The sequence below is a fragment of the Bacillus sp. DTU_2020_1000418_1_SI_GHA_SEK_038 genome, assembly GCF_032341175.1.
Lineage (GTDB): Bacteria > Bacillota > Bacilli > Bacillales > Cytobacillaceae > Cytobacillus.
This window is the reverse complement of sequence record NZ_CP135435.1, coordinates 683117-695260: the sequence shown is the minus strand read 5'-3', so window position 1 is coordinate 695260 and position 12144 is coordinate 683117. Positions and strand designations below refer to the sequence as shown.

The window sequence follows — 12144 nt, the reverse complement described above, 5'->3', positions numbered from 1 at the left end:
CTAATAATAAAAAAGAGAGCCCTCGAAAAAGTCGAGTGCTCTCAGCAGAATGCTTGTCCTTTTGAAAAATCTTCGTGAATTGTAGGAATTACACTTTGGATATGGATCATTTAGATGGTTTATTCTTGAGGAACTTCAAATTCATGCAGGTAAATTATGAGGCTATCGATGATATTTGTTAAAATATGCTTGCGTCCTGTTAAGCCCCCACTGTTTGTGGAGGCTTCCATGTTACTGCTATTTCCTTTTTCGCCAGTAGTATGCACCTAATTGAGCAAAAACTCCTAATCCAATACCCATAAACACCCACATAAATAAAGAGATAAGTCCCGCTAAATCTCCCCATCCAGAAGAGTCACTAAAGAAAAGGCGATACATTTCAATAAATCCAATGATGAGACCAACGAGAAAGAAGATAAGTGCTACTTTGAAACCAAAGCGCACTAATAATAATGCGATCAGTCCAACTGCCAGTGAAAACCCTATAAAAGCAGCAAGGTTTTTAATATTTAACTCTGAATCCAAAACCTTTCCGACCGCTGTAATAAGTAATATAAACGAAATAAACGATACTAATAATCCAATCTTCCAATAATATTCTTTTTGAGCTTTGAACATTTGAATCTCCCTATCACTTTTCATTATTATTCTTATTTTACCATCATTTATCAAACAAAACAGGCCTGCCCCAATTAGAGACAGACCTTTCCATTCAAAACGAGAATGGACCCGAATTATTTATTGTTTTTCTTCTTCGTCATTCTTCCTAATAAGAATGCTCCCGCTGCCACACCAAGGAAGGTGTTTGTTTTCTTGTTAAATACTTGTTTCGCAACAAGATTTAAATTTTGCGGTCTTTCTGCAAGGCGGCGCATGAAGTATCCATACCAATCTTTGCCGAATGGCACATACGTACAGAAGTTATATCCCTCTTTTGCCAGTTGTAACTGCATGTCTTTTCTAAAGCCATACAGCATTTGGAATTCAAATTTATCATTTGGAATATCATTCTTTTTAACGAATTCCTTCACATGGTTGATAATATGATGATCATGTGTAGCAATGGATGTGAACTCTCCATTTAATAAATGATATTCGATTAGCTTAATAAAGTTTCGATCGATATCCTTTTTATCTTGGTATGCAACTTGCTCAGTTTCTTTATAAGCGCCTTTAACTATACGAAGACGGTAGTTTTTGTACTTTTGAATATCTTCTTCTGCACGGAAGAAATAAGCTTGGATAACCGTCCCGATATTATTATATTCCTTAGAAAGTTCGTCTAATAGGTCAAATGATGGCTGTAGATGTCCATAATCCTCCATATCAAAATTGATATGCATATCATACTTACTTGCTGCGTCAACAATTTCTCTTAAATTGCTTAAGCAAAAATTGTAGTCAATATCAAGACCTAATTGTGTAGGCTTTAAAGAAATATGAGCATCTACTTGATGTTCATGAATCGCTTCGATTACCTTGAGAATTTGTTCCTTCGCTTCTGTTGCTTCTTCCTCTTTAAATACAAATTCACCTAAATTATCTACCGTACAAGAGATGCCCTGAGCATTAAGTTCTTTAATACTTTTAATGGTTTCTTCGATATTTGTTCCCGCAACGACACTTTGCGCTCCCAATTTTAAACCATACTTTTTAGCAGCACTATTAAGAAATTGGTTTTGGGATAGGCCCATAAATATATCTTTTAGCATAGTGATTGCTCCTCGCTGTTATTTTTATAAAATAATTATATCATATCTTGTCGAAAATCATATTCAGAAATCTAATTGAAACTTTTGAAGTTTTTTCTTTTCTCTTCCTCTTTTTCAACACTTAAAACCACTCTTGGAAATGATTTTAGTATGCCCTCTTTCGCATTTCTACCTTCATTTTTACTTATCCCTCTTACCAATATTTCACAAATAGGCCAGTCTCCTGCAAAAACAAGCGGAAACTGACCCCCATTAACATATAATATTTTCCGGTATGAATAAAGCATCTTGTTCGAAAATTTTCTTATCAGGCTCTAGACATTTTAACTGAAAAAATATAAAATTTGAAATTAAAATGCAAGCATCTACAATAGTATTATATTTATTTTTCAATTATTTCATTTTATTATAGAAAAGGTGAAGCACATGGAATATTCAAATCGCTTAAAAAAACTGCCTGTCCAATTTTTTGCTACCTTGGTTGAAAAGGTAAACAAAGCTATTGCAGAAGGCCGGGACATTATTAATTTAGGACAAGGAAACCCAGATCAGCCAACACCGCCTCATATCGTAAAAGCGCTTCAATCCGCTGCTGAGGATCCAAAAACGCATAAATACTCACCGTTTCGCGGGATTCAAGAATTAAAAAATGCAGCTGCGGAATTTTATCAAAAACAATACGGTGTTGAAATTGACCCTTCAACTGAAGTGGCGATCCTTTTTGGAACAAAGACAGGATTAGTGGAGCTGCCTATGTGTTTATTAAATGAAGGTGAGCTCATGCTGCTTCCTGATCCAGGGTATCCTGATTACTTATCCGGTGTCGTCCTGGCTAATGTCCAATATGAGACTTTTCCTTTAAAAGCAGAAAATAAATTTCTGCCCGATTTCAACGCAATCCCTATTCAGCAAAGGGAAGCGGCTAAGCTAATGTATTTGAACTACCCTAACAATCCAACAGGAGCTACTGCTGACCGTGTCTTTTTCGAAGAAACAGTTGCATTTGCTAAGGAACATAATATAACTGTTCTGCACGATTTTGCCTATGGCGCGATTGGATTCGATGGAAAGAAACCGACTAGCTTCCTTGAAGTCGAGGGGGCTAAAGAAATTGGTGTAGAAATGTATACATTATCCAAAACCTATAATATGGCAGGCTGGCGTGTTGGATTCGCAGTTGGCAATCCAAAAATTATTGAAGCACTTAATCTAATTCAAGATCATTTATACTGCAGTTTGTTTCCAGCGGTACAAAAAGCAGCTGCTGCAGCCTTAACAGAGGATCAAAGCTGTGTGGATGAACTGCTTACACGTTATGAAAGCCGCCGTAACGTACTAATAGAAGAATGCAAAAAAATCGGCTGGAAAGCAGAAGCACCAAGCGGATCCTTCTTTGCGTGGCTCCCTGTCCCAGCTAGATTTACAAGTGAATCCTTCGCGGATTATTTGCTAGAAAAAGCTGATGTGGCCGTGGCCGCCGGTAAAGGTTTTGGCGAATATGGTGAGGGCTATGTCCGGGTTGGGTTATTAGTAGACGAAGAAGTGCTTGTAGAGGCTATTGGACGAATTGGAAAGCTGGACCTTTTCGGTAATCAGGAATTATAAAAAGCATTTGGAAAGAACTCGTGTGAAGCATAGCGAGTTCTTTTTTATATACTATACTTATTATTTTAATATAATAGAAAAATTCTACTATACTTTTTTAATAATTATGATAAAATTTAGCTAAAATATGCTAAAATACTCTCAAAATTCTAATATTTTTACATAAAGGAACGGAGATGGATTTGTACAAAATTGTTATTGAGCGAGAAGACGATGTGTATGTGGCAAGTTCAATAGGAAAAAAGGTTGCACGGGAGTCAGGCTTAAGTTGTAGCCAACAAACCAAAGTTGTTGTTTCTATAATGGAATTAACTCGTAACATCGTCTTCTATGCTGGTAAAGGCGAGCTTCAAATAAGGCCACTTCCTCACTGTATAGAAATCATTGCCAGCGATCAAGGCCCTGGGATTAAGAACTTGGAGCAAATATTGGCCCAGTCTTATTCCTCGAAGACGGGCTTAGGCCTTGGAGTAACTGGAGTAAGGCGTCTTATGGATGAATTTGAAATTACCAGCAAAATAAACCATGGAACAAAAGTCCGAGCTGTAAAGTGGCTCAATAATGGGGGTACCATAAATTGATTAAATCGCCTGCCTCTAATGAAGCCTTATATGGAATGATAGAGCTGACTCCTGATGGAACAATCCAAAAGATGAATTCTGCAGGAAAAAGACTATTAATTTCAGAGGACAGTAACTCCAATTACCTATTTCACCGAATAAAAAACAGTGACCTTAAGACAAAACTGCATGAATGTTTTATGGGCAAATTAAATGAATTTATTCTTGCCCTAGATACACAGCCGCATTTTTTTCTGTTTCATCGAACATTTAAAGATGAAAAATTAGAAAAGATTCATATATTTATTTTTAATGTGAGTCAACTTCAAAGCATGCATGATCATAATAATTGGAATAATCACCTGTTATCCTCAATCGGAGAAATGGCAGCGGGAATTGCCCATGAAGTGCGAAATCCTTTAACTGCTGTGAAAGGCTTTCTTCAGCTAATGGAGAAAAGCTACAATCAAGAGTATTCTCAAATAGCGCAAAGTGAATTAGACCGAGCCATTCAAACCTTAAATGATTTAATGAGTGTATCAAAGCCAGAATTTTTCCAGGAACAGCATACAACCTTTAATTTATGTTCAGAGATTGAAGCGATATTGCTTTTATTCCAAAACCAGCTTTATCATATCCAGCTAATAAAGAATTTCAACCAAGAGAATGCGGTAATTACCGGCAGGAAGGATCAAATTAAGAAAGCGCTTTTTAACTTAATTAAGAATGCCATTGAAGCGATGAATGAAGGCGGCACCTTAATGATTGAGCAATACGAAGATGCTTTAGGAATCCACCTTAGCATCTCTGATACAGGTATCGGCATACCAAAGGACAAGCTTCGCCTGCTTGGCACTCCTTTCTTCACATTAAAACAAGATGGCAAAGGAATGGGGCTTGCCCAAGTATTTAATGCCATCCAAAGCAATAATGGCAGCATTCGTGTCACTAGCGAAACAGGAAAAGGAACCACCTTCATTCTTACATTTGCTAAAGCAAGTCACCCATCCAATACATATACAGGGGGCCATTCCATGATCAATTCGGTAAATTCAAAGGTAGAATTAGCACAATTTCTAAATGACAATCTACACTTCTATACAAAAGAATGGATTCAATATTTACAGAAAAACAAAAGCTACCTTACTTCGTATATGAAGGAAAATCATATTCTTGAAGAGTATGAAGCAGAAGGAAACCCCATCATCAAGGTCGTAACAGAAAATATCCTTGAGTTGAAAACAGAAGATATTATGGAAAAGGCAAAGGAAAGAGGGGGGAAAAGTGCTAGAGCTGACTTCCCAATCCATTTATCCTTGGAGCTTTTTCAGTCCGCTCGAGGAATTATTTGGAACGCCATAAAAGGATTTTACCTTGAATCTAATCATTCCCTAAGCATGGAAGAATTCTTTGCCTTAGAGCGATATGTCAATGACATTATTGACTTATACATTGATTCCCATACATCTTATTATGTTAGCTATAAAGATGAATTATTAAAGATTCACCGAGAAACTGTTGATGAATTGTCTGTCCCGATTATCCCGATTGCTGAAAGGGTCTGTATTCTTCCTGTAGTGGGAAATGTTGATACATATCGGGCAAAGAAAATTCGTGAAAAAACACTTATAAAGGTAAAGGAATTAAAAGCTGAGCAACTAATTATTGATCTTTCAGGTGTTCCTTATATCGATACATCGGTTGTTAACCATCTATTTAAAATTGTGAAAGGCATTAAACTACTAGGCTGCTCTACGATCATAACAGGAATCAATCCTGATACTGCAGACACAATGATTGAACTCGGAATCGAAATTGACAATGGAGTAAAAACTTTGTCTGATCTTCAGCAGGCTTTACAGGAAATGAAGCAATTTAATTAAAAAAGCGGAAGTGCCTTGTCCAGCCCCGACAAGCATAAGACAAGCCGGCAGGAAGGTTGTTCTTTAACCTTCTTGACGGATTGGCTTATGACCTCGAGGGGCTAGGCACTCCTCCTAAAAGCTAACGCTTTTACTCGTGCGATGATTATGCTGCCGAAGCGTTCCCTGTGGAGCTAGACTATTCTCAAATTAGAGAAATGTTATTCCTATTATCTAATAGAAAATGCACGAACCCTAATTTATAAGGGTTCGTGCATTTATTTATTAATTCTCAGCTAATTCAGCGATTTTTGTGCCTTCTGATTTTCTAGCCATCGGATCCTCAGCTTGTTTCGCTCGCTTGATAAAGAAGGCAAGTATGAGCGATACCGCAGCAATAAAGGTAGCGACAAAGAATGCATCATTAATCCCCTCAAGCATAGCCTTCATCTCAATTTGCTGTTTCATGGCAGCCATTGCTGCTTCTGTAGGCGCTTGCCCTGCAGCACTTTTCATGGCTTCAGCAGCTAAGTTAGCTGCATGCGTTTCCGTACGATTGGACATGAGTGTAACAAGTATTGCTGTTCCAATCGCTCCGGAAATTTGATTTAGTGTATTATTCATGGCTGTACCATGCGGATAAAAGCGTGCAGGAAGCTGATTTAAGCCATTTGTCGAAACAGGCATCATAACCATCGACATTCCTAGCATCCGGACAGTGTATAGCATCATTAAATGGCCATAAGTTGTATCCAGTGTTAATTTACTTAAATAATAAGTTGTTAGCGTAGTAATGGCTAGGCCGATAATCGCCAGCAGCCGCCCGCCAATCTTATCAAATAATTTCCCTGTTATTGGAGACATAATCGCCATAACAATGGCTCCGGGCAGCATGAGTATTCCGGCATCCATCGGCGAAATGTCACGAATATTTTGCACATAAATCGGCAGTAATAACATTCCCGAAAATAAAGCCATATTTAAAACCATCGATATAGAAGCAGATAATGCAAACATCGGAAACTTAAACACGCCGAAATTAAGCATCGGACGTTCCATCCTTGATTGGCGCAAAATAAACCATATTAATGAAATAACGCCAAGAATTAACGTGATATATACGAGGGGACTATCCCATCCCTTAGTACCAGCAGAGCTAAATCCATAAAGCATCCCGCCAAAGCCTACGCTGGATAATATAACGGATAGGAAATCAAGGCGGATATTCACTTTATCCTTTTTATCCTTAAGCATGAAGACACCCAGCAGTAATACAATGATAGAAATTGGTGTAATAAAATGAAACAGCATTCTCCAGTCATAATGTTCAATAATCCAGCCTGATAATGTCGGGCCAATAGCTGGTGCAGCCATCATAATTAATCCAAAGAACCCCATAGCCGTTCCTCTTTTTTCAATTGGGAATGAGACTAACATCACATTCATTAATAACGGCATCATAATGGCCGAACCAGCAGCTTGAAACATTCTTCCTGCTAATAACAATGGAAAGGCATGTGCAAAGCCAGCTAGAACAGTTCCGATTGTAAACAAACCAATAGCTGCCATAAATAAATGACGAACAGAATATTTCTGAATTAAAAAGGCGGTCGTTGGAATTAAGACCCCATTCACAAGCATAAAGCCTGTTGTCAGCCACTGTACGGTCGATGGGCCAACATCAAGATCCTCCATAATAGAAGGAAGCGCGATATTTAATAATGTATTATTCAAAAAGGTAATAAAAGCCCCAATCATGAGAATCGTAAGAATTCCATATGGTGCACCATTTGACTTTTTAGTGGCTTCACCCATTATTTCTCCTCCTATACCTCAAGTACATTAATTTGTACTCGTGTTACACAGAACAATATCATATACTATGTGTTCAATTATTGCAACAAAAAAATTCCATATTTAAATGGGTTTGTATAAACATTAATATTAATGTACTATAAATTTTATACAGGCAGTCCAAATCATATAAAAGGTGATATTATGAACGAAAGAAAGAAGCATGTCATAAAAATGGCCCATCAATTATTTATGGAAAAAGGGTTTCAGGCTACATCTATTCAAGATATTCTAACTTATAGCGGAATTTCTAAAGGGACATTTTATAATTACTTTTCATCGAAAAGCGAATTATTAATCGCCCTCTTTAAGACAATATACAAGCAGCTTGAAATTGAGCGAAATGATTTACTAATTGGTCAGGATCCTTCGAATATTGAGATATTCATTAAACAAATAGAATTGCAATTGGAGACCAATCGGGCAAACAAACTCATTTCCCTTTTTGAAGAAGTCATTTTTTCGAAGGATGAGGAACTCAAACAATTTCTTAAAAGAGGACACCTTAGAATACTCCGTTGGACCTATTATCGTTTTATAGATATCTTTGGGGAAGACAAGGAGCCTTATTTATTGGATTGTGCCGTTATGTTTATGGGTATTCTGCAGCATAATCTTAAATACAATAATTTGGCCTATGAATCAAATGTGAGCCTTAACAAAATTGTCCGTTATTGTGTTAATAGAATGGTGAAGATTGTGAATGAGGTGGCTGAAGCGGGGGATCAGCTGCTTAAGCCAGAGCTATTGGCAAACTGGCTGCCGAACTGCAAGGGACACGATCATGTTTTCAAAAACAAGTTGTACCATTCGATTTTAGAAATAAAAAAGACTATAACCCATCATGCAGAACAGTCCAAATACACTGAATTAATGGATTTTATCCAGGAAGAAATAATAGATTCCAAAAAGCCCCGAAAGTTCCTAATTGAAATGGCTCTTCAAACACTTAAAATGGAAAAGTCATTTATAGACAATAAGGGCCTCCAAAAGCTTGAACAATTGATTGCGGATTATTTTACACAAATAGAGGAACTAGACTAAGCTTATGTCCGTCATCAAGGGTATGACGGACATTTCATGCAACATCTAGAGGCTATTTGTCCGTCATAGGGGGAATGACGGACATTTCATGCGACAACAAGAGGCAACATGACCGTTATCGAGGGGATGACGGACATTTTATGCGACATCTAGAGGCAATATGTCCCTCATGGTGTAGGAATAAAACTTCATCAAAAAAACTTTGTCGACTCATAGTGAAAAAAATAAAAGGTGCCAGCCTCTATCCCATCATTGGATAGAAACTGGCACCTTTTAACGCTATCTCATTGTGACCTATATCCAGAAATCCACTTACCACGAAGGATACCCCACAAACTTAAAATCTTTTCCAATCGGAGTCACAGTTACATCTGATAATTCTACTGCATCGCTCATCATTTCGATTCCCGTCCCTTCCAAAAAGGTAGGTGCATGCTTTCCGCCTACTAATTTAGGAGCGATGTAGAGGACGACTTTATCAATTAATTTAGTTTCTAAGAAGGAAGCATTAATTGTTCCGCCACCTTCAATTAATACGGATGAAACAAGCTTTTCTCCTAATATTTCTACAACGTTATTCAGGTCTACAGTCTTCGAACCAGTCGTTTCGAATACAGAAATTCCTAAGCTCTCTAATGTTTTCCGCTTGTCTTTGTCGTAGTTTTCGCCGGTAAAAATCCATGTTTCAGCTTTCTTATCTGTAATCACCTTGGATTCCAATGGGATTTTCAACGTAGAATCCAAAATAACCCTGATTGGATGGCGTCCATTCGGAATTCTTGAAGTCAGCTCGGGATCATCATGAATAACTGTATTGACCCCAACGAGAATGCCCATATTCTCACTTCTAAGCTGGTGGACATCGTGTCTCGCATCTTCGGAAGTAATCCATTTGCTGCTGGAAGTATGGGTTGCGATTTTCCCATCTAGGGTGATACCCGATTTCAAGGTGATAAACGGCTTCTTCTCAACGATGTACTTATTAAACACTTCATTCATCTTCCGAGATTCTGCCTCACATATTCCCGTAACAACCTCAATACCGGCATCTTCAAGGATTTTCACCCCATTACCTGATACAACCGGATTCGGGTCTAGCGTTGCAATTACTACATTTTTAATTCCAGCCTTAACAATAGCCTCTGCACAAGGGCCGGTTCTGCCGTAGTGGGAGCAAGGCTCAAGCGTTACATAAATGGTGCCGCCTCTTGCTTGCTCACCAGCCATTCGAATGGCATGGATTTCCGCATGCGGTTCCCCTGCTTTTAAATGAGCACCTATCCCCACAACACGGTTGTCGTTCACAATGACCGCACCAACCAATGGATTGGGATCGGTCTGGCCTTTCATCGCTTGCGCATTTTTCAAAGCTAATTGCATATAAAATTCATGATTCGTCATTCGGACAGTCTCTTCCTTTCTGCGGCAATTCTCAGGTGGCGATTATGCACCTGAATTACCTGTTACGACATGATTTCAACTGGAGGCAGACACCAGAACTACAAAGTTCGGGAGCATCTTTGCAATCTTGATCCGGGTAGTTACATAACTCGGCGCGTGGCAGGCACTGTACCTTCCACTTCCATATGCCCGGATTTCTTTATTTTTGTACGCAAATACTGTTCATTATATTCGGAGACATCTCCCCATAATGGTGTTCTTCCTGAGACAGGCAAACCTGAAGCCCTAAGTGCATCGAGTTTTTTAGGATTGTTAGTTATAAGCGTTACTGGTTTCGTTCTTAATGCTTTTAGAACTTGGATCGCCTCATCGTAGTTCCTTGTGTCATCCGCAAAGCCAAGAGCTTCATTGGCTTCCACTGTATCGTGTCCACTTTCTTGAAGGATATAAGCCATCGCCTTACTAAATAATCCAATTCCCCGGCCTTCATGGTTAGCCAAATAAAATAAGGCACCAGCTCCATGCTCAACAATCATTTTCATCGACTGCTTGAGCTGATACCCGCAATCACATCTCTTGCTTCCAAAAATATCTCCCGTATGGCAGATGGAGTGCATTCTTATCATAGCCTCATCCTCATACTCAAAGTCACCATAAACAAGAACACTTGACTGTTGATATTCTGCTAGGTTCGCAGATGACAACTTAGAAATAACTCCTTGATAATCTTCTATTATTTCATCGCTTTTCAGCCAGCTATACCATTGGAAAACAACCGTTTCACCGTTTAAATTCACTGGCAATCGGATTGGTCCCACTAAGTAAATCGCACCTTCACCTGATTTTATTATTTGAATCTTATCTTCTAAAACGGAAAGTCCTTTCGGATTCAGTTGAACTTCTCCCATAATAATCCCCCCAATGCCTTATTTTCATCCCGTCATCAAGCCATGGCTGAAACGGCAAAATGTTCTTTATAGGCTGCTTCTTTTATTAACTGCTGCTCTTGCAGCTGTACGATCTCATTTCGACGGTTATTTTCATATTTTTTTAATTGTGCCGCACTTATGTCATGGCTGGCAAGTGCTTCGATAATCACTTCCGATAAAACACTTGCATCAACCAAGGCACAATTTATGCCAAATGCTCCCGTAGGACTCATTGTATGTGCGGAATCCCCCATAATTACCAGGCCGTCCTTCACCCATGTTTCACAATGACAGCTTTGAACTTTTAATAAAATAAAATCATTCCATGATTGAACATGCTGCTGAACCGTTTCTGTCAATTCCGGAAATGCATCTATCACTTGCTTAATAAACGGTTCAAAGGACTGCTTTTTCAAAAAGGGATACGAACCCTCTTCGATATTCCAGCCGATTTGTATAAATCCGCCTGCCTGGGTAAATAAGGCTAGCTGCCTTTCTCCAACCAATGTCTGTTTAATCGTTGGCTCCCATCCTGCCGGGCTTGTTATTTTGGCCCAAAGGAGGTCATAGCCATGTTTGATCGTCCGAAACGGCATTTCCGCCAATTTTCTTACTGTAGAAAACCGCCCATCCGCACCCACAACAACGGAGCTGTTAATGGTCACTTCCTGATCGTCATTTATGGCTTTTACTCCCGTAATACGGCCATTTTCATCTTTGATTAATTCAGTAACCTTCGTGCCCATCATGAGCTTGTAATTATGATATAGTTCGGATTCTCCGATCAGCACGCTTAATAAATTCCGCTGCGGGACATGGATTCCCACATGTTTATCTCCATCAGCAGGAGTAATCGTCTTAATCACTTGACCATGATGCCAATATTCGATTCGTTCCATTAGAAGAAGTCCTTCATTTTCAACCTTTTCATATAGGCCATATTTTTTTAAAATGGCTTCTCCATCCTTATTTAAATGTTCTCCTCGGAATTCTTTATCAATCCCGTCATGACGCTCGACAACAATCGTTGAAATATTATTCTTCGCCAGCAAATACCCTAATAGCGCTCCGCCAGGGCCAGCACCAACGATGCATACATCCGCTTCAAGATTCATGCTAACCCTCCATTTATCCCAAATTAAATCCCATTTCGTAATTCGTATATTTTAAAATAATG

General features: G+C 38.7%; 10 protein-coding genes. 4 read left to right on the top strand and 6 right to left on the bottom strand.

Annotation, left to right across the window (positions count from 1 at the left end):
* Window positions 1-237 precede the first annotated feature (237 nt).
* Both RRV45_RS03555 and RRV45_RS03550 read right to left on the bottom strand, forming a co-directional pair.
* On the bottom strand, window positions 238-618 hold the full coding sequence (locus RRV45_RS03555) for a hypothetical protein (protein WP_315667371.1): 381 nt from the start codon (window positions 616-618) through the stop codon (window positions 238-240).
* Between the two features lie 116 nt (window positions 619-734).
* The gene (locus RRV45_RS03550; RefSeq protein ID WP_315667370.1) at window positions 735-1712 is read right to left on the bottom strand and encodes a proline dehydrogenase family protein; all 978 of its coding nucleotides are present in this window, start codon (window positions 1710-1712) and stop codon (window positions 735-737) included.
* A gap of 426 nt (window positions 1713-2138) precedes the next feature.
* On the opposite strand from RRV45_RS03550, the gene RRV45_RS03545 reads away from it, so the two are divergent.
* The 3 genes from RRV45_RS03545 to RRV45_RS03535 all read left to right on the top strand — a co-directional run bounded on the left by RRV45_RS03545 (window position 2139) and on the right by RRV45_RS03535 (window position 5760).
* The gene (locus RRV45_RS03545; protein ID WP_315667369.1) at window positions 2139-3317 is read left to right on the top strand and encodes a pyridoxal phosphate-dependent aminotransferase; all 1179 of its coding nucleotides are present in this window, start codon (window positions 2139-2141) and stop codon (window positions 3315-3317) included.
* Window positions 3318-3499: 182 nt separating this feature from the next.
* Window positions 3500-3898 (top strand): ATP-binding protein, encoded by a 399-nt coding sequence (locus RRV45_RS03540; protein WP_315667368.1) that lies wholly within the window; start codon window positions 3500-3502, stop codon window positions 3896-3898.
* Window positions 3895-5760 carry an ATP-binding protein gene (locus RRV45_RS03535; protein WP_315667367.1) on the top strand — a complete coding sequence of 622 codons (1866 nt, stop codon included), beginning with the start codon at window positions 3895-3897 and terminating at the stop codon, window positions 5758-5760. Before RRV45_RS03540 ends, RRV45_RS03535 begins: the two co-directional genes overlap by 4 nt.
* Before the next feature lie 264 nt (window positions 5761-6024).
* Here RRV45_RS03535 and RRV45_RS03530 read toward each other — a convergent pair whose 3' ends face one another.
* Window positions 6025-7554 (bottom strand): DHA2 family efflux MFS transporter permease subunit, encoded by a 1530-nt coding sequence (locus RRV45_RS03530; protein WP_315667365.1) that lies wholly within the window; start codon window positions 7552-7554, stop codon window positions 6025-6027.
* A 183-nt stretch (window positions 7555-7737) separates the two neighbouring features.
* Between RRV45_RS03530 and RRV45_RS03525 the strand changes: the two genes are divergently transcribed.
* The gene (locus RRV45_RS03525; protein ID WP_315667364.1) at window positions 7738-8637 is read left to right on the top strand and encodes a TetR/AcrR family transcriptional regulator; all 900 of its coding nucleotides are present in this window, start codon (window positions 7738-7740) and stop codon (window positions 8635-8637) included.
* Between the two features lie 312 nt (window positions 8638-8949).
* On the opposite strand, the gene ribD is transcribed toward RRV45_RS03525, so the two are convergent.
* The 3 genes from ribD to RRV45_RS03510 form a co-directional block, all read right to left on the bottom strand.
* Complete coding sequence (ribD, locus tag RRV45_RS03520) at window positions 8950-10038, bottom strand: bifunctional diaminohydroxyphosphoribosylaminopyrimidine deaminase/5-amino-6-(5-phosphoribosylamino)uracil reductase RibD (protein ID WP_315667363.1); 1089 nt, start codon at window positions 10036-10038, stop codon at window positions 8950-8952.
* 140 nt (window positions 10039-10178) lie between these two features.
* Window positions 10179-10946 (bottom strand): GTP cyclohydrolase II, encoded by a 768-nt coding sequence (locus RRV45_RS03515; protein ID WP_315667362.1) that lies wholly within the window; start codon window positions 10944-10946, stop codon window positions 10179-10181.
* A 35-nt stretch (window positions 10947-10981) separates the two neighbouring features.
* Window positions 10982-12082 (bottom strand): FAD-dependent monooxygenase, encoded by a 1101-nt coding sequence (locus RRV45_RS03510; RefSeq protein WP_315667361.1) that lies wholly within the window; start codon window positions 12080-12082, stop codon window positions 10982-10984.
* Between the last annotated feature and the right edge of the window lie 62 nt (window positions 12083-12144).